The organism is Pseudomonas sp. LBUM1655 (assembly GCF_059716085.1).
On sequence record NZ_CP166801.1, the window covers coordinates 3,814,553 to 3,837,676 of the forward strand.

Genomic DNA, 23,124 nt, shown 5'->3' on the forward strand with positions numbered 1-23,124 from the left:
GATGCACCCAACATCACCGCGAAGAATCTCGACATTCGGTTCATGGATGACTTTGAACGAACGCGCTTACCCGGCGCCCCTCGAGTTTCTGCGCACGCTTTAGCAAAGAAGAGAGAGTTAATCCGAATATGCCCACCCGCTCGAAGATCATCTATACCTTCACCGACGAAGCCCCAGCCCTCGCCACCTATTCCCTGCTGCCGATCATCGAGGCTTACACCGCCTCGGCCGATATCGCCGTGGAAACCCGCGATATCTCTCTTGCAGCGCGCATTCTGGCCAGCTTCCCCGAGCAACTGGGCGAAAAAGCCGTAGCCGACCACCTCGCCGAACTGGGCGACCTGGCCGTTACGCCTGAAGCCAACATCATCAAGCTGCCGAACATCAGCGCTTCGGTGCCACAGCTGCAAGCCGCGATCAAAGAGCTGCAAGCTCAGGGTTACAACCTGCCGGATTACCCGGAAACCGTGACCAGCGACGCCGACAAAGACGCCAAGGCGCGTTACGACAAGGTCAAGGGCAGCGCCGTGAACCCGGTTCTGCGCGAAGGCAACTCCGATCGTCGCGCCCCGCTGTCGGTCAAGAACTACGCACGCAAGCACCCGCACAAAATGGGCGCCTGGGCCAAAGACTCCAAGTCCCACGTCGCGCACATGAGCACCGGCGATTTCTACGGCAGCGAAAAAGCTGCCCTGATCGACGCCGCTGACGCTGTGAAGATCGAACTGATCGCCAAAGACGGCACCGCTACCGTCCTGAAAGAAAAAACCACCGTTCAGGCTGGCGAGATCCTCGATTGCGCCGTGATGAGCAAAAACGCCCTGCGCGCATTCATCGCTGCTGAAATCGAAAGCGCCAAGGCTCAAGGCGTGCTGCTGTCGGTTCACCTGAAAGCGACCATGATGAAGGTCTCCGACCCGATCATGTTCGGCCAGATCGTTGCCGAGTTCTATAAAGACGCGCTGACCAAGCACGCTGACGTGCTGGCCCAGATCGGCTTCAACCTGAACAACGGCATCGGCGATCTGTACGCTCGCATCAAGGCCCTGCCGGCCGAGCAACAGGCACAGATCGAAGCTGACATGGCAGCGGTCTACGCCGCACGTCCGTCGTTGGCGATGGTCAACTCCGACAAAGGCATCACCAACCTGCACGTGCCGAGCGACGTTATCGTCGACGCCTCGATGCCAGCGATGATCCGTGACTCCGGCAAGATGTGGGGCACCGACGGTCAGTTGCACGACACCAAGGCTGTGATCCCGGATCGTTGCTACGCAACCATCTACCAGGCCGTGATCGAAGATTGCAAAGCCAATGGCGCATTCGATCCGACCACCATGGGCAGCGTGCCAAACGTTGGTCTGATGGCGAAGAAAGCCGAAGAGTACGGCTCGCACGACAAGACCTTCCAGATCAAGGCTGACGGCGTGGTTCGCGTGACCGACAGCAAAGGCACCCTGCTGATGGAACAGGCTGTTGAAGCCGGCGACATCTTCCGCATGTGCCAGACCAAAGACGCGCCGATCCAGGACTGGGTCAAACTGGCCGTCAACCGTGCTCGCGCCAGCAGCACTCCAGCTATTTTTTGGCTGGACCCAATGCGCGCTCACGACGGCGTAGTGATCGAGAAAGTTCAGGCTTACCTGAAGGATCACGACACTGCCGGTCTGGACATCCAGATCATGGCGCCGGTCGACGCAATGAAGTACACCCTGCAGCGCACTCGCGAAGGCAAGGACACCATCTCGGTGACCGGTAACGTACTGCGCGACTACCTGACCGACCTGTTCCCGATCATGGAACTGGGCACCAGCGCCAAGATGCTGTCGATCGTGCCGTTGATGAACGGTGGCGGCCTGTTCGAAACCGGCGCCGGCGGTTCGGCTCCGAAGCACGTGCAGCAACTGGTCGAAGAGAACTTCCTGCGCTGGGATTCGCTGGGTGAATTCCTGGCTCTGGCGGCGTCCCTCGAGCATTTGGGTGTGAACTACAACAATCCGAAAGCGCTGGTTCTGTCCAAGACTCTGGATCAGGCTACTGGCCAGTTCCTCGACAACAACAAGTCGCCATCGCGCAAAGTCGGCAACATCGACAACCGCGGCAGCCACTTCTACCTGGCGATGTACTGGGCTCAGGCCCTGGCAGCCCAGACTGAAGACGCTGCACTGCAAGCGCAGTTCGCGACTCTGGCCAAGACTCTGACCGAGAACGAAGCAACCATCGTTGCCGAACTCAACGCCGTTCAGGGCAAGCCAGTGGACATCGGCGGTTACTACCACGCCAATGCCGAACTGATCAGCAAAGCCATGCGCCCAAGCGCAACCCTCAACGCGGCAATTGCTGCGCTGGTTTAATGTTGTAAAGGGAACATCACAAACCCCGGCCTGGTGCCGGGGTTTGTGTTTTCAGACAAAGATACACAGAAGACAGAGGAATCCCTATGGACTGGCTCCCCCACATCACCGTCGCCACCATCGTCGAAGACAACGGCCGCTTCCTGATGGTCGAAGAGCACAAGGCCGGCCGTAACGTGCTCAACCAGCCCGCCGGCCACCTGGACCCGGATGAAACCCTGATCGAAGCCGCCGTGCGCGAGACCCTCGAAGAAACCGGCTGGGACGTCGAACCGACCGGCGTGATCGGCATTTACCTGTATACCGCGCCAAGCAACGGCGTGACTTATCAACGTGTTTGCTTCTCCGCCAAGGCCATAAAACACCATCCGGACTACCCACTCGACGACGGCATCCTCGGCGCCAAGTGGCTGACTCGCGACGAATTAATCGAGCAGCGCGACAACTGGCGCAGTGAGCTGATCATCCGCTGCATCGATGATTACCTGGCCGGCCATCACTTCGGCCTCGAACTGATCCGCCCTTCTCTTTAGCCTTGAGGCCGTGAGCCTGATAGAATCGCGTCCTTTTTCAAGACACTCATTGAATCCCTATGCGTGATCCAGCCCCTTCTGACACATCCAAGAAGCGCGTCATTGTCGGCATGTCCGGCGGCGTGGACTCTTCCGTTTCCGCTCTCCTGCTGATCGAGCAGGGCTATGAAGTGGAAGGCCTGTTCATGAAGAACTGGGAAGAAGACGACGGAACGGAATACTGCACCGCCATGGACGATCTGGCGGATGCCCAGGCCGTGTGCGACAAGATCGGCATCAAGCTGCACACCGCCAACTTTGCCGCCGAGTACTGGGACAACGTGTTCGAGCACTTCCTGGCCGAATACAAGGCCGGGCGCACGCCGAACCCGGACATCCTGTGTAACCGCGAAATCAAGTTCAAGGCGTTCCTCGACTACGCCATGATGCTCGGCGCCGACCTGATCGCCACCGGCCACTACGTGCGCCGCCGCGACATCGATGGCCGCACCGAACTGCTCAAAGGCCTCGATCCGAACAAGGATCAAAGCTACTTCCTGCACGCCGTCGGCGGCGAACAGATCGCCAAGACGCTGTTCCCGGTCGGCGAACTGGAAAAACCGGAAGTGCGCGCAATTGCCGAGAAATACGAGCTGGCCACCGCCAAGAAGAAGGATTCCACCGGAATCTGCTTCATCGGCGAGCGTCGCTTCAGCGACTTCCTCAAGCAATACCTGCCGGCACAACCGGGCGAGATCAAGACCACCGAAGGCGAAGTCATCGGCCGTCACCACGGCTTGATGTATCACACCATCGGTCAGCGTCAGGGCCTGGGCATCGGCGGCTTGAAGGATGCCGGCGACGAGCCGTGGTACGTGCTGCGCAAGGATCTGGACAACAATGAACTGATCGTCGGCCAGGGCAACAACCATCCATGGCTGTTCTCCAGCGCCCTGCTCGCTTCGGAAATCTATTGGGTCAACCCGATCGACCTGAGCCAGCCGCTGCGCTTGACCGCCAAAGTGCGCTATCGCCAAAGCGATCAGGCCTGCACTCTGGAAAAAACCGCAAGCGGTTACCGCGCCGTATTCGACGAGCCGCAGCGCGCGGTCACGCCGGGCCAGTCGGTGGTGTTCTATGACGGTGAAATATGCCTCGGTGGCGGCGTGATCGAAGTCGCCGAGCCGTGGAGCGGTCAGGCATGAGCCCGACTCAGGAGCAACTGACGGCGCTGGGCGGCGTGTTTCTCGCGGCCGTACTGGTTGACCGGATCGCCAAGACTGGCCAGACCAACGAGGCCGGCCTGAGCTGCATGCTCGGCAGCCTGCTGGTGCGCGACCCGAAAGACACGCTGGACGTGTACGGCGGCGACGATATCAACCTGCGTGAAGGTTACCGGGCGCTGATCGGCGCACTTGAACGCGACCCAAGCACTTTGCAGCGCGAGCCACTGCGTTATGCCCTGTCGATGCTCGGTCTTGAGCGCCAACTGGCCAAACGTGGCGACCTGCTCGACACGATCGGCAAGCGCTTGCCGCAGATCCAGTCGCAGGTCGAGCACTTCGGCCCGGCCCACGAAAACGTGGTTGCCGCGTGCGGCGCACTTTATCAGGACACTTTGAGCACTCTGCGCCAGCGGATTCAGGTGCATGGCGACATGCGCAACCTGCAGCAGCCGAGCAACGCATCGAAAATCCGCGCCTTGCTGCTCGCCGGCATCCGTTCGGCGCGCCTGTGGCGTCAACTTGGCGGCCATCGCTGGCAGTTGGTGGTCAGCCGCCGCAAGCTGCTCAAAGAGCTGTACCCGTTGATGCGCAGCGAGTAAATCGCCGCGCAATAAAAGCTTTGTAGTCTGTAACGCGTAATACGCCGGTCAGTTGGCAACGGACCGGCGGATTTTTTCATGTATGATACGCGCCCCATTTCGTTGCCCGACTGTCCGAGAACACCCCATGCAGCTCTCTTCGCTCACTGCGGTTTCCCCTGTTGACGGCCGCTACGCCGGCAAAACCCAGGCCTTGCGCCCGATTTTCAGCGAGTACGGCCTGATCCGTGCCCGCGTTCTGGTTGAAGTGCGCTGGCTCCAGCGCCTGGCCGCCCATACCGGTATCCCGGAAGTGCCAGCCTTCTCCGCCGAGGCCAACGCCGTTCTCAATGAACTGGCTGAAAACTTCGCGCTGGAGCACGCCGAGCGCGTCAAAGAGATCGAGCGCACCACCAACCACGACGTGAAAGCGATCGAATACCTGCTCAAAGAGCAGGCGGCCAAACTGCCGGAGCTGGCCAAGGTCAGCGAGTTCATCCACTTTGCCTGCACCAGCGAAGACATCAACAACCTGTCCCACGCCCTGATGCTGCGCGAAGGCCGTGACGACGTGATGCTGCCGCTGATGCGCCAGACTGCCAACGCCATCCGCGAACTGGCCATCCGTTTCGCTGACGTGCCGATGCTGTCGCGTACCCACGGTCAACCAGCTTCGCCGACCACTCTGGGTAAAGAACTGGCGAACGTGGTTTACCGTCTCGAGCGTCAGATCGCTCAAGTCGCTGCTGTACCACTGCTGGGCAAGATCAACGGCGCTGTCGGCAACTACAACGCTCACCTGTCGGCCTACCCGCAGATCGACTGGGAAGCCAACGCCCGCGCCTTCATCGAAGACGAGCTGGGTCTGGGCTTCAACCCGTACACCACGCAGATCGAACCGCACGACTACATCGCCGAGCTGTTTGACGCCATTGCGCGCTTCAACACCATCCTGATCGACTTCGACCGTGACATCTGGGGCTACATCTCCCTGGGTTATTTCAAGCAGCGCACCATCGCTGGCGAAATCGGTTCGTCGACCATGCCGCACAAGGTCAACCCGATCGACTTCGAAAACTCCGAAGGCAACCTGGGCATCGCCAACGCGCTGTTCCAGCACCTGGCGAGCAAACTGCCGATCTCCCGCTGGCAGCGCGACCTGACCGACTCCACCGTACTGCGCAACCTCGGTGTCGGCTTCGCCCACAGCGTGATCGCTTACGAAGCCAGCCTCAAAGGCATCAGCAAACTGGAGCTCAACGAGCAGAAGATTGCCGCTGACCTCGACGCTTGCTGGGAAGTCCTGGCTGAGCCGATCCAGACCGTGATGCGTCGCTACAACATCGAAAACCCGTACGAAAAGCTGAAAGAACTGACCCGCGGCAAGGGCATCAGCCCTGAAGCATTGCAGACTTTCATCGACGGCCTGGACATGCCAGCCGCAGCGAAAGCCGAGCTGAAACAGCTGACCCCGGCCAACTACATCGGCAACGCTGTAGCGCAAGCCAAACGCATCTGATCGACCGCTTGAACCGTTTGAGACGCCCGGCCGCGCCGGGCGTTTTTATTCCCGTCTGAAAAATGCTTTTTTTCAATAGGTTACATATGAATTCCGATATTCCTCTTCAACTTCTGGGCGGCATCACGGCGCGCGAATTCCTGCGCGACTACTGGCAGAAAAAGCCACTGCTGATCCGCCAGGCGATTCCTGACTTCGAAAGCCCGATCGACGCCGACGAACTGGCCGGCCTGGCCCTGGAAGAAGAAGTCGAATCGCGCCTGGTCATCGAGCATGGCGAGCGCCCATGGGAACTGCGTCGCGGCCCGTTCGCTGAAGACGAATTCATCAAGCTGCCGGAAAAAGAGTGGACTCTGCTGGTTCAGGCAGTCGATCAATTCGTACCGGAAGTCAGCGAACTGCTGGAAAACTTCCGCTTCCTGCCGAGCTGGCGCGTCGACGACGTGATGATCAGCTTCGCAGCCCCAGGTGGCAGCGTCGGCCCGCACTTCGACAACTACGACGTGTTCCTGCTGCAAGGTCACGGCAAGCGCAACTGGAAAATCGGCCAGATGTGCGACTCCGAGAGCCCGCTGCTGCAACACGCGGACCTGCGCATCCTCGCCGAATTCCACGAAACCGAAGAGTGGGTTCTGGAACCGGGTGACATGCTTTACCTGCCACCGCGTCTGGCCCACTGCGGCGTCGCCGTGGATAACTGCATGACCTACTCGGTAGGCTTCCGCGCCCCGAGCGCGTCTGAAGTGCTGACCCACTTCACCGACTTCCTCAGCCAGTTCCTGACCGACGAAGAGCGCTACACCGACGCCGACGCGCAGCCAGCGGCCGATCCGCATCAGATTCAGCACGATGCGCTGGATCGCCTGAAAAGCCTGCTCGCCGAACACATGAGCGACGAGCGTCTGCTGCTGACCTGGTTCGGCCAGTACATGACCGAGCCACGCTACCCGGAACTGGTAGCCGGCCCGGAAGAAGTCGAAGAAGAAGACTTCCTCAGTGCTCTGCAAGATGGCGCCGTGCTGATCCGCAACCCGAGCGCGCGCCTGGCCTGGTCGGAAGTCGATGACGATCTGCTGCTGTTCGCCAGCGGCCAGAGCCGTTATCTGCCGGGCAAACTGCGCGAACTGCTGAAGCTGATCTGCGCCGCCGACGCCTTGCACACCGACAACCTCGGCGAGTGGCTGAACGACGAAGACGGTCGCGGCCTGCTGTGCGAACTGGTCAAGCAAGGCAGCCTGGGGTTCGCTGATGAATAAAATTCGCGTACGTGTCGCAGACTGGCAGAAGGACATCGCCGAGATCCGGCGCATTCGTGAAACGGTGTTCATCGCCGAACAATCGGTGCCACCCGAGCTGGAATGGGACGCCGATGACGCGACCGCTGTGCATTTCCTGGCATTTGAGGGCGACTTTCCGATCGGCACTGCGCGTCTGTTGCCCGATGGGCACATTGGCCGGGTTTCGGTGCTGAAAGACTGGCGCGGCATGAAGGTCGGTGACGCGCTGATGCAAGCGGTCATTGCTGAAGCAGAAGAGCGCGGACTGAAGCAGCAAATGCTCAGCGCTCAGGTGCAAGCCACGGCGTTCTACGAGCGCCTGGGTTTCAGCCTGGTCAGTGAGGAGTTCCTGGAAGCAGGGATTCCGCATGTCGATATGGTTCGCCATTCGGCCCAACCGCTAGCTGAATGAAACCTTGTGGCGAGGGGATTTATCCCCGATGGGGCGCGAAGCGGCCCTAAAATTTTGGGTCTGCTGCGCAGCCCATCGGGGATAAATCCCCTCGCCACAAGAGCAATATGCAAACTTCAGCAAACGCCCCGACATCGAACGATGCCGGGGCGTTTTGCTGTCTTGGATTCAACTTGCCCCACCCGGGGCCGACAAACTGGCAATATCAAGCCTTTCGAAAGCGGAGATAACGGACATGTCCCTACGCACCCTGCTCACCACCCTGCTGCTCGGCTGCAGTTTTTCGGTGATGGCAGCCACAGAAATCGTCCCCCTCAAGTACCGCACCAGCACCGACATGCTGCCGATGGCGCAGGATTTCCTCGGTAAGGACGGCCAGGTCAGCGCCTATGGCAACCAACTGATCGTCAAGGCAGAGCCGGACAAGATTCAGGAACTCAAGGCGTTGCTGACCCAACTCGACACCGCGCCGAAACGCCTGCTGATTACCGTCGACACCAACGAAAACAATGGCCGTGGCGACGAAGGTTATTCAGTCAACGGTGCGCAGACCCGCATCATCAGCCGCAGCACCGCCAGCCGTGACGGCGGCATTCAGCAAGTACAGGCCAGCGAGGGCGCTCCGGCGCTGATCCAGGTCGGCCAGAGCGTGCCGATCACCAACAGTCAGACAAACTCCTACGGCGATTACAGCAGCCAGACCCAATACCGCAACGTCACTCAGGGTTTTTACGTCACCGCGAGCGTCACCGGCGACATCGTTCATCTGGCAATCAGTACCAACCGTGACCGCATGAGCCAGGAACGTCCCGATGTAGTGAACGTGCAAAGCACCGACACAACCGTCAGCGGGCGCCTCGGCGAGTGGATCACTCTGGCCGGCGTCAATCGCCAGACTCAGGCTGACAAACAGGGCCTGGCCCGCAGCTACTCGACTCAAGGCCGGGATGACATGACCTTGCGGGTGAAAGTCGACAGCCTGGACTAAAGCACCGAAAACTGACTGATTAGTCGTATTAGACGAAAGATGTAGTGCTTTAAAAAAAGCACTACAAAACGTTTGACGAGCCAAAAAAGCGAAGGCATGATGGCCTCGCTCCCGCTAATCAGAGGCCCTGGCAAGGGCCTTCGAAGCGCTGTTCGCATCTACCCCGCGAACCGTTTCGTGTCTGTACCGCCCACAAGGTGTGTTTGACGAGGTTGCCGACTGGAACGAAGTTGTCCCGAGGGACGGAAGCGTAATTAGGTAACCCGGCATCACACTGTAGTTCGTATAAAGGCCCACGACGCCCGAATGCGCCCGCCAGTTTCGCCTTTACCTGCTCACTTCCCCTCGAGCTCATCGTTCATCCCGTCGCCTACCCCGCCGAATCCGACTTGACCACCTAAGCTTCTGGTCAGCGAGCGCAGGAATTTTCCACCGCAGAACAACTTTTCATAAAAGACGCGACGAGGTTTATCTCCATGGCACTGACACGCGAACAGCAAATTGCAGCCCTTGAAAAAGACTGGGCTGAAAACCCGCGCTGGAAAGGCGTGACTCGCACTTATTCCGCTGCTGACGTCGTCCGTCTGCGTGGCTCGGTTCAACCTGAGCACACCTTTGCGAAAATGGGCGCCGAGAAGCTGTGGAACCTGGTAACCCAGGGTGCCAAGCCGTCCTTCCGTCCAGAGAAAGATTTCGTCAACTGCATGGGCGCCCTGACCGGCGGCCAGGCTGTTCAGCAAGTCAAAGCCGGTATCCAGGCAATCTACCTGTCGGGCTGGCAGGTAGCTGCGGACAACAACTCCGCCGAATCGATGTACCCGGACCAGTCGCTGTACCCGGTGGACTCGGTGCCAACCGTCGTCAAGCGCATCAACAACTCGTTCCGTCGCGCTGACCAGATCCAGTGGAAAGCCGGCAAGAACCCGGGCGACGATGGCTACATCGACTACTTCGCGCCGATCGTGGCTGACGCTGAAGCCGGTTTCGGCGGCGTACTGAACGCTTACGAGCTGATGAAGAGCATGATCGAAGCAGGCGCCGCCGGCGTTCACTTCGAAGACCAACTGGCTTCCGTGAAGAAATGCGGCCACATGGGCGGCAAGGTTCTGGTGCCAACCCAGGAAGCCGTACAGAAGCTGACCGCAGCGCGTCTGGCAGCTGACGTTGCCGGTACTCCGACCATCATTCTGGCCCGTACCGACGCTAACGCTGCTGACCTGCTGACTTCCGACTGCGACCCGTACGACCAGCCGTTCGTGACTGGCGAGCGCACCCAGGAAGGTTTCTACAAGGTACGTGCCGGTCTGGATCAAGCGATCGCCCGTGGTCTGGCTTACGCCCCTTACGCCGACCTGATCTGGTGCGAAACCGCCAAGCCGGATCTGGACGAGGCTCGTCGCTTCGCTGAAGCGATCAAGAAGGAATACCCGGACCAACTGCTGTCGTACAACTGCTCGCCTTCCTTCAACTGGAAGAAAAACCTGGACGACGCGACCATCGCCAAGTTCCAGCGCGAACTGTCCGCCATGGGCTACAAGCACCAGTTCATCACCCTGGCCGGCATTCACAACATGTGGCACAGCATGTTCAACCTGGCGCACGACTACGCCCGTAACGACATGACTGCCTACGTGAAGCTGCAAGAGCAGGAATTCGCTGACGCCTCCAAGGGTTACACCTTCGTGGCTCACCAGCAGGAAGTGGGCACCGGCTACTTCGATGACATGACCACCGTGATTCAGGGTGGCTCGTCCTCGGTAACCGCACTGACCGGTTCGACCGAAGAAGAACAGTTCCACTGATCTGCTTCACCTGAGCAAACGGCCTCTGCGGATCGAATAGAAAGCTAACCGCAGAGCCGCAAGACTGACGCCCCGACTGGTTCGGGGCGTTTTTTTGCCTGTGATGTTCCTCACCACACAAATCCCAAAGGTTCTGTGTCAGACCTTTCTGAAAAAACATTGATCCATAGCGGTATAGGCGTCAGAAAAATCAGTTAAAACAGGCGCCACCGCTACTTGCAGTAACGGGCATATAAGACAACTTCCCAACTACTGCACCGCTAAACAGTTACAAAACCACCTCAAACGATATTAATTATCATTTAGCCGCAACTATGCTCGTTACATTTCCCACAAAACATAATTCGCAGAAAACCGGCTAATGCCCGCTATGCTTGGGCTACGGGGCATCGGAGGCGCGCTATGTCCTTATTCCAATAAATAATTTCGCTATAGGAATTTTACTTGCAGGGTGTTTAGCCATAAAATCAGCGCGATTGATTGCTGCGACATATCGTCACTGCCTATTTCTTTATCAAGCTCAGAGACCTTTGCTCTCTGTTAAGGATTACCAGCATGCCCGAAGCGACAGGACTCATGGCCCACAACTGGGGCTTTGCCATTTTCCTTCTGGGTGTCGTCGGCCTGTGTGCCTTCATGCTTGGCGTCTCCAGCCTCCTCGGGTCAAAAGCCTGGGGCCGCAGCAAAAACGAACCGTTCGAGTCGGGCATGCTACCTACCGGTGGCGCCCGCTTGCGGCTCTCAGCCAAATTCTATCTGGTCGCGATGCTGTTCGTGATCTTCGATATCGAAGCCCTCTTTCTCTTTGCATGGTCTGTGTCTGTCCGCGAAAGCGGCTGGACCGGATTCGTCGAAGCTCTCGTTTTCATAGCAATTCTGTTGGCAGGTCTTGTCTACCTGTTCCGAGTGGGCGCCCTTGACTGGGCTCCGGAAGCTCGTCGCAAGCGGCAGGCGAAGCTGAAACAATGAGGCTTTGGCAATGCAATACAATCTCACCAGGATCGACCCCGATGCTCCTAACGAGCAGTATCCGATTGGCGAACGGGAAACCGTTTCCGATCCGTTAGAAGATCAAGTTCACAAAAACATTTTCATGGGCAAGCTGGAAGACGTGCTGAGTGGCGCGGTCAACTGGGGACGTAAGAACTCCCTGTGGCCGTACAACTTCGGCTTGTCGTGCTGCTACGTGGAAATGACCACTGCCTTCACGGCGCCCCACGACATCGCGCGCTTTGGCGCCGAAGTTATCCGGGCATCACCGCGTCAGGCCGACTTCATGGTTATCGCCGGTACCTGCTTCATCAAGATGGCGCCGATCATTCAGCGTCTCTACGAGCAAATGCTCGAACCGAAGTGGGTTATCTCCATGGGTTCGTGCGCCAACTCCGGTGGCATGTACGACATCTACTCCGTGGTTCAAGGGGTGGACAAGTTCCTGCCGGTGGACGTCTACGTACCTGGCTGCCCGCCCCGTCCGGAAGCATTTCTGCAAGGCTTGATGCTGTTGCAGGAATCGATTGGACAGGAGCGTCGTCCGCTTTCCTGGGTCGTTGGTGATCAAGGCGTTTATCGCGCCGACATGCCTTCGCAAAAGGAACAGCGCCGCGAACAGCGAATCGCAGTCACCAACCTGCGCAGCCCTGACGAAGTCTGATCCAGATCTGTTCTTACAAAGAAACGAGAAGCTGGCTTCATTCTTTACGTTGACCGAAAGCGAAAAAATAACCATGACTACAGGCAGTGCTCTGTACATCCCGCCTTATAAGGCCGACGACCAGGATGTGGTCGTCGAACTCAACAACCGTTTTGGCGCCGAAGCGTTCACCGCTCAGTCGACCCGCACCGGCATGCCGGTGCTGTGGGTGGCTCGCGCCAGACTCGTCGAAGTCCTGACTTTCCTGCGCAACCTGCCCAAGCCGTACGTCATGCTCTATGACCTGCACGGCGTGGACGAGCGTCTGCGCACCAAGCGTCAAGGGCTGCCATCGGACGCCGAATTCACCGTGTTCTATCACCTCATGTCGCTTGAGCGTAATAGTGACGTGATGATCAAGGTCGCCTTGTCCGAAAGCGACCTGAGCTTGCCGACCGTCACCAGCATCTGGCCGAACGCCAACTGGTACGAGCGTGAAGTCTGGGACATGTACGGCATCGACTTCAAAGGCCACCCGCACCTGTCGCGCATCATGATGCCGCCGACCTGGGAAGGTCACCCGCTGCGCAAGGACTTCCCGGCGCGCGCCACCGAATTCGATCCGTACAGTCTCAACCTCGCCAAGCAACAGCTTGAGGAAGAAGCCGCGCGCTTCCGTCCTGAAGACTGGGGCATGAAGCGTTCCGGCACCCATGAGGACTACATGTTCCTCAACCTGGGCCCGAACCACCCTTCGGCGCACGGTGCGTTCCGCATCATTCTGCAACTGGACGGTGAAGAGATCGTCGACTGCGTGCCAGACATCGGTTACCACCACCGTGGTGCCGAGAAGATGGCCGAGCGTCAGTCCTGGCACAGCTTCATTCCGTACACCGACCGTATCGACTACCTCGGCGGCGTGATGAACAACCTGCCGTACGTGCTCTCGGTCGAGAAGCTCGCCGGCATCAAGGTGCCCGAGAAGGTCGACGTCATCCGGATCATGATGGCCGAGTTCTTCCGGATCACCAGCCACCTGCTGTTCCTGGGTACCTACATCCAGGACGTCGGCGCCATGACCCCGGTGTTCTTCACCTTTACCGACCGCCAGAAAGCGTACACGGTGATTGAAGCCATTACTGGTTTCCGTCTGCACCCGGCCTGGTACCGCATCGGCGGCGTCGCGCACGACCTGCCACGCGGCTGGGAAAAACTGGTGAAAGATTTCGTTGAGTGGCTGCCAAAACGCCTCGACGAATACACCAAGGCTGCCCTGCAAAACAGCATCCTCAAGGGTCGTACCATCGGCGTCGCTGCCTACAACACCAAAGAGGCCCTGGAATGGGGCGTCACCGGTGCCGGCCTGCGTTCGACCGGTTGCGACTTCGACCTGCGTAAAGCGCGTCCGTACTCCGGCTACGAGAACTTCGAGTTCGAAGTGCCGCTGGCCGCCAACGGCGATGCCTACGACCGCTGCATGGTTCGCGTCGAAGAGATGCGCCAGAGCATCAAGATCATCGACCAGTGCATGCGCAACATGCCGGAAGGCCCGTACAAGGCGGATCACCCGCTGACCACGCCGCCGCCGAAAGAGCGCACGCTGCAGCACATCGAAACCTTGATCACGCACTTCCTGCAAGTTTCGTGGGGTCCGGTCATGCCGGCCAACGAATCCTTCCAGATGATCGAAGCGACCAAGGGCATCAACAGTTATTACCTGACGAGCGACGGCGGCACCATGAGCTACCGTACCCGGATCCGTACTCCAAGCTTCCCGCATCTGCAACAGATCCCTTCGGTGATCAAAGGCAGCATGGTCGCGGACTTGATTGCGTACCTGGGTAGTATCGACTTCGTTATGGCCGACGTGGACCGCTAAGCATGAACAGCACGCTTATCCAGACAGACCGTTTCACCCTGAGTGAAACCGAGCGCTCGGCCATCGAGCACGAGCTGCATCACTACGAAGACCCGCGCGCGGCGTCGATCGAAGCCCTGAAGATCGTTCAGAAAGAACGCGGCTGGGTGCCGGATGGCGCCTTGTACGCAATCGGCGAGATCCTCGGCATCCCGGCCAGCGACGTTGAAGGTGTGGCGACGTTCTATAGCCAGATCTTCCGTCAACCGGTCGGCCGTCACATCATTCGCGTCTGCGACAGCATGGTCTGCTACATCGGCGGCCACGAGTCGGTGGTCAGCGAAATCCAGAACAATCTGGGCATCGGCCTGGGTCAAACCACCACCGACGGTCGTTTCACCCTGCTGCCTGTCTGCTGCCTCGGCAACTGCGACAAGGCTCCGGCGCTGATGATCGACGACGACACCTTTGGTGATGTGCAGCCTGCTGGCGTTGCCAAACTGCTCGAGGGCTACGTATGACCCTGACATCTTTCGGCCCGGCCAACCGCATCAAGCGTTCGGCCGAGACACACCCGCTGACCTGGCGTCTGCGTGACGACGGTGAAGCCGTGTGGCTCGACGAATACCAGGCCAAGAACGGTTACGCCGCAGCGCGCAAAGCCTTCGCCGACATGGCCCAGGACGACATCGTCCAGACCGTGAAAGACGCAGGCCTCAAAGGTCGCGGCGGTGCAGGTTTCCCCACGGGTGTGAAGTGGGGCCTGATGCCCAAAGACGAATCCATCAACATCCGCTACCTGCTGTGCAACGCGGATGAAATGGAGCCGAACACCTGGAAAGACCGCATGCTGATGGAGCAACTGCCCCATCTGCTGATCGAAGGCATGCTGATCAGTGCTCGCGCGCTGAAAACCTACCGTGGCTACATCTTCCTGCGTGGCGAATACACCACCGCCGCCAAGCACCTCAACCGTGCCGTGGAAGAAGCCAAGGCTGCTGGCCTTTTGGGCAAGAACATCCTGGGCAGCGGCTTCGATTTCGAGCTGTTCGTCCACACCGGCGCCGGGCGTTATATCTGCGGTGAAGAAACCGCACTGATCAACTCCCTCGAAGGCCGCCGCGCCAACCCGCGCTCCAAGCCGCCCTTCCCTGCCGCCGTTGGCGTGTGGGGCAAGCCGACCTGCGTGAACAACGTTGAAACCCTGTGCAACGTGCCGGCGATCATTGCCGACGGCGTTGACTGGTACAAATCGTTGGCCCGCGAAGGCAGCGAAGACATGGGCACCAAGCTCATGGGCTTCTCCGGCAAGGTCAAGAATCCGGGCCTGTGGGAACTGCCATTCGGCGTCACCGGTCGCGAGTTGTTCGAAGACTACGCCGGCGGCATGCGCGATGGTTACAAGCTCAAGGCCTGGCAGCCAGGTGGCGCCGGTACCGGTTTCCTTCTGCCAGAACACCTCGACGCACAAATGTACGCCGGCGGCATTGCCAAAGTGGGCACCCGTATGGGTACCGGCCTGGCCATGGCGGTGGACGACAGCGTCAACATGGTCTCGCTGCTGCGCAACATGGAACAGTTCTTCGCCCGTGAGTCGTGCGGTTTCTGCACACCGTGCCGTGATGGTTTGCCATGGAGCGTCAAGCTGCTGATGGCCATCGAGAATGGCGAAGGCCAACCGGGCGACATCGAGACCCTGCTGGGTCTGGTCGGCTTCCTCGGCCCAGGCAAAACCTTCTGTGCTCACGCACCGGGTGCCGTGGAGCCGTTGGGCAGTGCCATCAAATACTTCCGTCCAGAGTTCGAAGCCGGTATCGCGCCTGTCAGCGCTGCCGTCCCGCCTCTGGCAAGGCCGATCGTAATCGGCGCGTAAACGCTTAATAAGGTGAAGGGCCCGTGCCCTTCGCCTCCTGCGATGACGCCTTTCGAGGCTGGTTTGATTCGCACGGATAACAAGATTCCATTAGCCACGCCCGCTGACACCGGGCCAACGAAGACCTTTGAACCATGGCCACTATCCACGTAGACGGCAAAGCGCTCGAAGTCGACGGGGCAGACAACCTGTTACAGGCATGTCTGTCGCTGGGCCTCGACATTCCATATTTCTGCTGGCACCCCGCGCTTGGTAGCGTCGGGGCTTGCCGCCAGTGCGCGGTCAAGCAGTACACCGACGAGAACGACACCCGTGGTCGCATCGTCATGTCCTGCATGACCCCAGCCACCGACAACACCTGGATCTCCATCGAAGATGAAGAATCCAAGGCGTTCCGCGCCAGTGTTGTCGAATGGCTGATGACCAACCACCCGCACGACTGCCCTGTGTGCGAAGAAGGCGGTCATTGCCACCTGCAAGACATGACAGTGATGACCGGCCACAACGAGCGCCGTTATCGCTTCACCAAACGTACCCACCAGAACCAGCAACTGGGCCCGTTCATTTCCCACGAAATGAACCGCTGCATCGCTTGCTACCGCTGCGTGCGTTTCTACAAGGACTACGCTGGCGGCACCGACCTCGGTGTATTCGGCGCCCACGACAACGTGTACTTCGGTCGCGTTGAAGACGGCACCCTCGAAAGCGAGTTCTCCGGCAACCTCACCGAGGTCTGCCCGACCGGTGTGTTCACCGACAAGACTCACTCCGAGCGCTACAACCGTAAGTGGGACATGCAGTTCTCGCCGAGCATCTGCCATGGCTGCTCCAGCGGTTGCAACATTTCCCCGGGTGAGCGTTACGGTGAACTGCGTCGCATCGAAAACCGTTTCAACGGTTCGGTGAACCAGTACTTCCTGTGCGACCGTGGCCGTTTCGGTTATGGCTACGTCAACCGCACCGACCGTCCGCGTCAGCCACTGCTGGCCGACGGCACCAAGCTTGGACTGGATGCTGCGCTGGACAAGGCTGCCGATCTGCTGCGCGGTCGCAACATCGTCGGTATCGGTTCGCCGCGTGCCAGCCTGGAAAGCAACTACGCGTTGCGTGAACTGGTTGGCGCCGAGCACTTCTACTCCGGCATCGAAGCGTCCGAACTGGAACGCATCCGTCTGGTCCTGCAAGTGCTCAAAGACAGCCCGCTGCCAGTGCCAAACATGCGCGACATCGAAGACCACGACGCCGTGTTCGTCCTCGGTGAAGACCTGACCCAGACCGCCGCCCGTATGGCGCTGTCCCTGCGTCAGTCGGTCAAAGGCAAAGCCGAAGAAATGGCCGACGCCATGCGCGTTCAGCCATGGCTCGACGCTGCGGTGAAAAACATCGGTCAGCACGCGCTGAACCCGCTGTTCATCGCCAGCCTCGCTGAAACCAAGCTCGACGATATCGCCGAAGAATGCGTTCACGCAGCTCCCGATGATCTGGCGCGCATCGGTTTCGCCGTGGCTCACGCTCTGGACGCCAGCGCACCGGCCGTTGAAGGTCTGGACGCTGAAGCACTGGAACTGGCCAAGCGCATCGCCGACGCCCTGCTCGCGGCCAAACGTCCGCTGATCATCGCCGGCACTTCGCTGGGTTCGAAAGCGCTGATCGAAGCGGCAGCGAACATCGCCAAGGCTCTGAAGCTGCGCGAGAAGAACGGTTCGATCAGCCTGATCGTGCCGGAAGCCAACAGCCTCGGTCTGGCCATGCTCGGTGGCGAATCGGTGGATGCTGCGCTGCAAGCCGTCATCGATGGCAAAGCCGACGCCATCGTCGTGCTGGAAAACGATCTGTACACCCGCACCGCCAAAGAGAAAGTCGATGCTGCGCTGAACGCCGCGAAAGTGGTGATCGTTGCTGACCATCAGAAGACTGCTACCAGCGACCGCGCGCATCTGGTACTGCCAGCCGCCAGCTTCGCTGAAGGCGACGGTACGCTGGTCAGCCAGGAAGGTCGCGCCCAGCGCTTCTTCCAGGTTTTCGATCCGCAATACCTGGACGCGAGCATTCTGGTTCACGAAGGCTGGCGCTGGCTGCACGCCCTGCGCGCCACCCTGTTGAACCAGCCGATCGACTGGACGCAACTCGACCACGTCACCGCTGCCGTTGCTTCGAGCACCGAGCAACTGGCGCGTATCGTCGACGCTGCACCGTCCGCTGCGTTCCGTATCAAGGGTCTGAAACTGGCGCGTGAGCCGCTGCGTTACTCCGGTCGCACCGCGATGCGCGCCGACATCAGCGTTCACGAACCACGCACCCCGCAAGACAAAGACACCGCGTTCGCCTTCTCCATGGAAGGTTACTCGGGCTCGGTTGAGCCACGTCAGCAAGTGCCATTCGCCTGGTCGCCGGGCTGGAACTCGCCGCAGGCCTGGAACAAGTTCCAGGACGAAGTCGGTGGTCACATCCGCGCTGGCGACCCGGGCACCCGCCTGATCGAAAGCACCGGTGATTCGCTGAACTGGTTCGCTGCCGCTCCGCGCGCATTCAACCCGGCGCCGGGCACTTGGCAAGCTGTGCCGTTCTACCACCTGTTCGGTAGCGACGAGAACTCTTCGAAAGCCGCTCCTGTGCAGGAACGCATTCCGGCGGCCTACGTTGCTCTGGCCAAGTCTGAAGCGGATCGCCTTGGGGTCAACGACGGTGCACTGCTGAGCCTGAACGTGGCCGGCCAGACCCTGCGTCTGCCATTGCGTATCAATGAAGAACTGGGCGCAGGTCTGGTGGCATTGCCTGCGGGCATCGCCGGCATTCCACCGGCATTCGCCGGCGTATCCGTCGACGGTCTGCAGGAGGCAGCGCAATGACCTGGTTCACCCCTGAAGTGATCGATGTGATCCTGACGGTCATCAAAGCGATCGTGATTCTGTTGGCCGTCGTGGTCGCAGGCGCGTTGCTCAGCTTTGTCGAACGTCGCCTGCTGGGTTGGTGGCAGGACCGTTACGGTCCGAACCGCGTTGGCCCGTTTGGTATGTTCCAGATCGCCGCCGACATGCTGAAGATGTTCTTCAAGGAAGACTGGACCCCGCCGTTTGCCGACAAGGTGATCTTCACCCTGGCACCGGTTGTGGCCATGTCCGCCTTGCTGATTGCGTTCGCAATCATCCCGATCACCCCGACCTGGGGTGTGGCGGATCTGAACATCGGCCTGCTGTTCTTCTTCGCCATGGCCGGTCTGTCGGTCTACGCGGTGCTGTTCGCCGGCTGGTCGAGTAACAACAAGTTCGCCCTGCTGGGTGCCTTGCGTGCCTCGGCGCAGACCGTGTCCTACGAAGTGTTCATGGGCCTGGCCCTGATGGGCATCGTTGTGCAGGTCGGTTCGTTCAACATGCGCGACATCGTCGAGTACCAGGCGCAGAACCTGTGGTTCATCATTCCGCAGTTCTTCGGCTTCTGTACCTTCTTCATCGCTGGCGTCGCCGTGACTCACCGTCACCCGTTCGACCAGCCGGAAGCGGAACAGGAACTGGCAGACGGTTACCACATTGAATACGCCGGTATGAAATGGGGCATGTTTTTCGTCGGTGAATACATCGGCATCATCTTGATTTCGGCGCTGCTGGTCACCCTGTTCTTCGGTGGCTGGCACGGTCCGTTCGGCATCCTGCCGCAACTGTCGTTCCTGTGGTTCGCACTGAAGACCGCGTTCTTCATCATGCTGTTCATTCTGCTGCGCGCTTCCATCCCGCGTCCGCGTTATGACCAGGTGATGGACTTCAGCTGGAAATTCTGCCTGCCACTGACCCTGATCAATTTGCTGATAACCGCTGCGGTTGTGTTGTGGAACACGCCCGCGGTTGCGGTTCAGTGAGGATTTGACCCATGTTCAAATATATTGGCGACATCGTTAAGGGTACTGGTACCCAGTTGCGCAGCCTGGTCATGGTCTTTGGCCATGGCTTCCGCAAGCGCGACACCCTGCAGTACCCGGAAGAAGCGGTCTACCTGCCACCACGCTACCGTGGTCGTATCGTCCTGACCCGCGACCCCGATGGCGAAGAGCGTTGCGTAGCCTGCAACCTGTGCGCCGTGGCTTGCCCGGTGGGTTGCATCTCGCTGCAGAAAGCTGAAACCGAAGACGGTCGCTGGTACCCGGACTTCTTCCGTATCAACTTCTCGCGCTGCATTTTCTGTGGTCTCTGCGAGGAAGCCTGTCCGACCACCGCAATCCAGCTGACCCCGGATTTCGAGATGGCCGAGTTCAAACGTCAGGACCTGGTGTACGAGAAAGAAGATCTTTTGATCTCCGGCCCCGGCAAAAACCCTGATTACAACTTCTATCGTGTTGCAGGTATGGCAATCGCTGGCAAGCCGAAAGGCGCTGCGCAGAACGAAGCCGAACCGATCAACGTGAAGAGCTTGCTGCCTTAAGGAAGAACGATGGAATTCGCTTTCTATTTCGCATCGGGTATCGCTGTTGTGTCCACGCTTCGCGTGGTCACCAACACCAACCCTGTGCACGCCCTGCTCTACCTGATCATCTCGTTGATCGCCGTGGCCATGACCTTCTTCGCACTCGGCGCACCGTTCGCCGGCGTGCTGGAAGTGATCGCCTACGCCGGCGCCATCATGGTGCTGTTCGTGTTCGTGGTGATGATGCTCAACCTGGGCCCCGCCGCCGTTCAGCAGGAACGCGTCTGGCTCAAGCCCGGTATCTGGGCGGGGCCGGTGATTCTCGCCGCCCTGCTGCTGGCCGAACTGCTGTATGTGCTGTTCGCTCACCAGAGCGGTCAGGCCATCGGCCACACCACCGTAGACGCGAAAGCCGTGGGCATCAGCCTGTTCGGCCCGTACCTGCTGGTGGTCGAACTCGCCTCGATGCTGCTGCTCGCCGCAGCCGTCACGGCGTTCCATTTGGGCCGTAACGAGGCGAAGGAGTAAGACATGCCTGCTATCCCTCTCGAGCATGGACTGGCAGTTGCCGGCATCCTGTTCTGCCTTGGTCTGGTCGGCCTGATGGTCCGCCGCAACATTTTGTTCGTGTTGATGAGTCTGGAAGTGATGATGAACGCCGCGGCACTGGCCTTCATCGTTGCAGGCGCCCGTTGGGGCCAGCCGGATGGACAGATCATGTTCATCCTGGTGATCAGCCTGGCAGCCGCCGAGGCCAGTATTGGCCTGGCGATCCTGCTGCAACTGTATCGCCGCTTCCACACGCTCGATATCGACGCTGCCAGTGAGATGCGCGGATGAACTTAATCTTTCTGACTTTCGTATTCCCTCTGATCGGTTTCCTGCTGCTGTCGTTCTCCCGTGGACGCTGGTCGGAAAACCTTTCGGCGCTGGTCGGCGTGGGTTCCATTGGCTTGTCGGCGATTGTCACCGCCTACGTCATCTGGCAATTCAACGTCGCGCCTCCCGAAGGCGGTCACTACACCCTGGTGCTTTGGCAGTGGATGGCGGTGGAAGGCTTCAAGCCTGACTTCGCCCTCTACATCGACGGCCTGTCGATCACCATGCTCGGCGTGGTGGTTGGCGTAGGTTTCCTGATCCACCTGTTCGCCTCCTGGTACATGCGCGGCGAAGCGGGTTACTCGCGCTTCTTCTCGTACACCAACCTGTTTATCGCCAGCATGCTGTTCCTGGTCCTGGGCGATAACCTGTTGTTCCTGTACTTCGGTTGGGAAGGCGTAGGCCTGTGCTCGTACCTGTTGATCGGTTTCTACTACAGCAACCGCAACAACGGTAACGCCGCACTCAAGGCCTTCATCGTGACCCGGATCGGCGACGTGTTCATGGCCATCGGCCTGTTCATCCTGTTCCAGCAAGTGGGCACGCTGAACATCCAGGAACTGCTGGTGCTGGCACCGCAGAAATTCCAGGTCGGCGATTTCTGGATCACGCTGGCGACCCTGATGCTGCTGGGCGGCGCTGTCGGTAAATCGGCGCAACTGCCGCTGCAAACCTGGCTGGCAGACGCGATGGCCGGTCCTACCCCGGTTTCGGCACTGATCCACGCTGCAACCATGGTGACCGCAGGCGTTTACCTCATCGCCCGTACTCACGGCCTGTTCACCCTGGCGCCGGACATCCTGCACCTGGTCGGCATCGTCGGTGGTGTGACCCTGGTTCTGGCTGGTTTCGCTGCTCTGGTACAGACCGACATCAAACGTATCCTCGCCTACTCGACCATGAGCCAGATCGGCTACATGTTCCTGGCGCTGGGCGTTGGTGCCTGGGATGGCGCGATTTTCCACCTGATGACCCACGCCTTCTTCAAAGCCCTGCTGTTCCTTGCTTCCGGTGCGGTGATCGTTGCCTGCCACCACGAGCAGAACATCTTCAAGATGGGTGGCCTGTGGAAGAAACTGCCACTGGCTTATGCCAGCTTCATCGTCGGCGGCGCGGCCCTGTCTGCCCTGCCACTGGTCACCGCAGGTTTCTACTCCAAGGACGAAATCCTTTGGGAAGCGTTCGCCAGCGGCAACCACGGTCTGCTCTATGCAGGTCTGGTGGGTGCGTTCATGACGTCGCTGTACACCTTCCGCCTGATCTTCATCGCGTTCCACGGTGAAGCCAAGACCGAAGCCCACGCCGGTCACGGCATCGCTCACTGGCTGCCGCTGTCGGTGCTGATCGTGCTGTCGACTTTCGTCGGCGCCATGATCGTTCCACCGCTGCACGGCGTACTGCCTGAGAGCGTTGGCCATGCCGGTGGCGAAGCCAAGCACAGTCTGGAAATCGCGTCGGGCGCCATCGCCCTGGCCGGTATCCTGCTGGCGGCCCTGCTGTTCCTCGGCAAGCGTCGCTTCGTGACGGCAATTGCCAACAGCGGCATCGGCCGTTTCCTTTCGGCCTGGTGGTTCGCTGCCTGGGGCTTCGACTGGATCTACGACAAACTGTTCGTCAAGCCGTACCTTGCGATCAGCCACATCCTGCGCAAAGACCCGCTCGACCAGACCATCGGTCTGATCCCGCGTATGGCCAAGGGTGGTCACACTGCCCTGAGCCGCACCGAGACCGGTCAACTGCGTTGGTACGCTGCTTCGATGGCTGCTGGTGCCGTGCTGGTTATTGGCGCCATCGTGCTGGTAGCGGTCTGATATGAAC

Annotated in this window: 20 protein-coding genes; all 20 read left to right on the top strand. The window is 59.6% G+C overall.

Annotated features, from left to right (window positions below):
• The first annotated feature begins 128 nt into the window (after positions 1-128).
• The 20 genes from ACA074_RS17065 (at position 129) to nuoL (ending at position 23,117) form a co-directional block, all read left to right on the top strand.
• Entirely contained in the window at positions 129-2,354 is a 2,226-nt protein-coding gene (locus ACA074_RS17065) for an NADP-dependent isocitrate dehydrogenase (RefSeq protein ID WP_497677447.1), read from the top strand.
• Between the two features lie 86 nt (positions 2,355-2,440).
• Complete coding sequence (locus ACA074_RS17070; protein WP_489880255.1) at positions 2,441-2,887, top strand: NUDIX hydrolase; 447 nt, start codon at positions 2,441-2,443, stop codon at positions 2,885-2,887.
• A gap of 59 nt (positions 2,888-2,946) precedes the next feature.
• A complete protein-coding gene (gene mnmA / locus ACA074_RS17075; protein WP_489880256.1) occupies positions 2,947-4,071 on the top strand; it encodes a tRNA 2-thiouridine(34) synthase MnmA in 1,125 nt (374 codons plus the stop codon).
• The gene (gene hflD / locus ACA074_RS17080) at positions 4,068-4,691 is read left to right on the top strand and encodes a high frequency lysogenization protein HflD (RefSeq protein ID WP_187678472.1); all 624 of its coding nucleotides are present in this window, start codon (positions 4,068-4,070) and stop codon (positions 4,689-4,691) included. Before mnmA ends, hflD begins: the two co-directional genes overlap by 4 nt.
• A 127-nt stretch (positions 4,692-4,818) precedes the next feature.
• Complete coding sequence (purB, locus tag ACA074_RS17085; RefSeq protein ID WP_187678473.1) at positions 4,819-6,189, top strand: adenylosuccinate lyase; 1,371 nt, start codon at positions 4,819-4,821, stop codon at positions 6,187-6,189.
• An 86-nt stretch (positions 6,190-6,275) separates the two neighbouring features.
• A complete protein-coding gene (locus ACA074_RS17090; protein ID WP_497677448.1) occupies positions 6,276-7,445 on the top strand; it encodes a ribosomal protein uL16 3-hydroxylase in 1,170 nt (389 codons plus the stop codon).
• On the top strand, positions 7,438-7,878 hold the full coding sequence (locus tag ACA074_RS17095; protein ID WP_401272194.1) for a GNAT family N-acetyltransferase: 441 nt from the start codon (positions 7,438-7,440) through the stop codon (positions 7,876-7,878). The genes ACA074_RS17090 and ACA074_RS17095 overlap by 8 nt, the downstream gene beginning before the upstream one ends.
• Positions 7,879-8,113: 235 nt before the next feature.
• Positions 8,114-8,866 (top strand): secretin N-terminal domain-containing protein, encoded by a 753-nt coding sequence (locus ACA074_RS17100; RefSeq protein WP_489880257.1) that lies wholly within the window; start codon positions 8,114-8,116, stop codon positions 8,864-8,866.
• Positions 8,867-9,342: 476 nt separating this feature from the next.
• Complete coding sequence (gene aceA / locus ACA074_RS17105; protein WP_187678476.1) at positions 9,343-10,668, top strand: isocitrate lyase; 1,326 nt, start codon at positions 9,343-9,345, stop codon at positions 10,666-10,668.
• A gap of 555 nt (positions 10,669-11,223) precedes the next feature.
• Complete coding sequence (locus tag ACA074_RS17110; protein WP_003223812.1) at positions 11,224-11,637, top strand: NADH-quinone oxidoreductase subunit A; 414 nt, start codon at positions 11,224-11,226, stop codon at positions 11,635-11,637.
• Positions 11,638-11,647: 10 nt separating this feature from the next.
• Positions 11,648-12,322, top strand: coding sequence for a NuoB/complex I 20 kDa subunit family protein (locus ACA074_RS17115; protein ID WP_003223809.1), 675 nt, complete (start codon positions 11,648-11,650; stop codon positions 12,320-12,322).
• 73 nt (positions 12,323-12,395) lie between these two features.
• The gene (gene nuoC / locus ACA074_RS17120) at positions 12,396-14,180 is read left to right on the top strand and encodes an NADH-quinone oxidoreductase subunit C/D (protein WP_497677449.1); all 1,785 of its coding nucleotides are present in this window, start codon (positions 12,396-12,398) and stop codon (positions 14,178-14,180) included.
• A gap of 2 nt (positions 14,181-14,182) precedes the next feature.
• Positions 14,183-14,680 carry an NADH-quinone oxidoreductase subunit NuoE gene (gene nuoE, locus ACA074_RS17125; RefSeq protein ID WP_007920186.1) on the top strand — a complete coding sequence of 166 codons (498 nt, stop codon included), beginning with the start codon at positions 14,183-14,185 and terminating at the stop codon, positions 14,678-14,680.
• A complete protein-coding gene (gene nuoF, locus ACA074_RS17130; RefSeq protein WP_100845732.1) occupies positions 14,677-16,032 on the top strand; it encodes an NADH-quinone oxidoreductase subunit NuoF in 1,356 nt (451 codons plus the stop codon). Before nuoE ends, nuoF begins: the two co-directional genes overlap by 4 nt.
• 134 nt (positions 16,033-16,166) lie before the next feature.
• The gene (nuoG, locus tag ACA074_RS17135) at positions 16,167-18,881 is read left to right on the top strand and encodes an NADH-quinone oxidoreductase subunit NuoG (protein ID WP_497677450.1); all 2,715 of its coding nucleotides are present in this window, start codon (positions 16,167-16,169) and stop codon (positions 18,879-18,881) included.
• Positions 18,878-19,885: an NADH-quinone oxidoreductase subunit NuoH gene (nuoH, locus tag ACA074_RS17140; RefSeq protein WP_187678480.1), complete on the top strand. Its 1,008-nt coding sequence runs from the start codon at positions 18,878-18,880 to the stop codon at positions 19,883-19,885. The genes nuoG and nuoH overlap by 4 nt, the downstream gene beginning before the upstream one ends.
• Before the next feature lie 11 nt (positions 19,886-19,896).
• A complete protein-coding gene (gene nuoI / locus ACA074_RS17145) occupies positions 19,897-20,445 on the top strand; it encodes an NADH-quinone oxidoreductase subunit NuoI (protein ID WP_016987418.1) in 549 nt (182 codons plus the stop codon).
• A gap of 9 nt (positions 20,446-20,454) precedes the next feature.
• Positions 20,455-20,955, top strand: coding sequence for an NADH-quinone oxidoreductase subunit J (gene nuoJ, locus ACA074_RS17150; protein WP_187678482.1), 501 nt, complete (start codon positions 20,455-20,457; stop codon positions 20,953-20,955).
• 3 nt (positions 20,956-20,958) lie between these two features.
• The gene (nuoK, locus tag ACA074_RS17155; protein WP_187678483.1) at positions 20,959-21,267 is read left to right on the top strand and encodes an NADH-quinone oxidoreductase subunit NuoK; all 309 of its coding nucleotides are present in this window, start codon (positions 20,959-20,961) and stop codon (positions 21,265-21,267) included.
• Positions 21,264-23,117: an NADH-quinone oxidoreductase subunit L gene (nuoL, locus tag ACA074_RS17160; RefSeq protein ID WP_187678484.1), complete on the top strand. Its 1,854-nt coding sequence runs from the start codon at positions 21,264-21,266 to the stop codon at positions 23,115-23,117. Before nuoK ends, nuoL begins: the two co-directional genes overlap by 4 nt.
• Positions 23,118-23,124 lie beyond the last annotated feature (7 nt).

Excerpts from the sequence above, each read along its gene's own strand:
- ACA074_RS17065 (WP_497677447.1), top strand. The coding sequence starts at position 129 with ATGCCCACCCGCTCGAAGATCATCTATACCTTCACCGACGAAGCCCCA.
- ACA074_RS17070 (WP_489880255.1), top strand. The coding sequence starts at position 2,441 with ATGGACTGGCTCCCCCACATCACCGTCGCCACCATCGTCGAAGACAAC.
- mnmA (WP_489880256.1), top strand. The coding sequence starts at position 2,947 with ATGCGTGATCCAGCCCCTTCTGACACATCCAAGAAGCGCGTCATTGTC.
- hflD (WP_187678472.1), top strand. The coding sequence starts at position 4,068 with ATGAGCCCGACTCAGGAGCAACTGACGGCGCTGGGCGGCGTGTTTCTC.
- purB (WP_187678473.1), top strand. The coding sequence starts at position 4,819 with ATGCAGCTCTCTTCGCTCACTGCGGTTTCCCCTGTTGACGGCCGCTAC.
- ACA074_RS17090 (WP_497677448.1), top strand. The coding sequence starts at position 6,276 with ATGAATTCCGATATTCCTCTTCAACTTCTGGGCGGCATCACGGCGCGC.
- ACA074_RS17095 (WP_401272194.1), top strand. The coding sequence starts at position 7,438 with ATGAATAAAATTCGCGTACGTGTCGCAGACTGGCAGAAGGACATCGCC.
- ACA074_RS17100 (WP_489880257.1), top strand. The coding sequence starts at position 8,114 with ATGTCCCTACGCACCCTGCTCACCACCCTGCTGCTCGGCTGCAGTTTT.
- aceA (WP_187678476.1), top strand. The coding sequence starts at position 9,343 with ATGGCACTGACACGCGAACAGCAAATTGCAGCCCTTGAAAAAGACTGG.
- ACA074_RS17110 (WP_003223812.1), top strand. The coding sequence starts at position 11,224 with ATGCCCGAAGCGACAGGACTCATGGCCCACAACTGGGGCTTTGCCATT.
- ACA074_RS17115 (WP_003223809.1), top strand. The coding sequence starts at position 11,648 with ATGCAATACAATCTCACCAGGATCGACCCCGATGCTCCTAACGAGCAG.
- nuoC (WP_497677449.1), top strand. The coding sequence starts at position 12,396 with ATGACTACAGGCAGTGCTCTGTACATCCCGCCTTATAAGGCCGACGAC.
- nuoE (WP_007920186.1), top strand. The coding sequence starts at position 14,183 with ATGAACAGCACGCTTATCCAGACAGACCGTTTCACCCTGAGTGAAACC.
- nuoF (WP_100845732.1), top strand. The coding sequence starts at position 14,677 with ATGACCCTGACATCTTTCGGCCCGGCCAACCGCATCAAGCGTTCGGCC.
- nuoG (WP_497677450.1), top strand. The coding sequence starts at position 16,167 with ATGGCCACTATCCACGTAGACGGCAAAGCGCTCGAAGTCGACGGGGCA.
- nuoH (WP_187678480.1), top strand. The coding sequence starts at position 18,878 with ATGACCTGGTTCACCCCTGAAGTGATCGATGTGATCCTGACGGTCATC.
- nuoI (WP_016987418.1), top strand. The coding sequence starts at position 19,897 with ATGTTCAAATATATTGGCGACATCGTTAAGGGTACTGGTACCCAGTTG.
- nuoJ (WP_187678482.1), top strand. The coding sequence starts at position 20,455 with ATGGAATTCGCTTTCTATTTCGCATCGGGTATCGCTGTTGTGTCCACG.
- nuoK (WP_187678483.1), top strand. The coding sequence starts at position 20,959 with ATGCCTGCTATCCCTCTCGAGCATGGACTGGCAGTTGCCGGCATCCTG.
- nuoL (WP_187678484.1), top strand. The coding sequence starts at position 21,264 with ATGAACTTAATCTTTCTGACTTTCGTATTCCCTCTGATCGGTTTCCTG.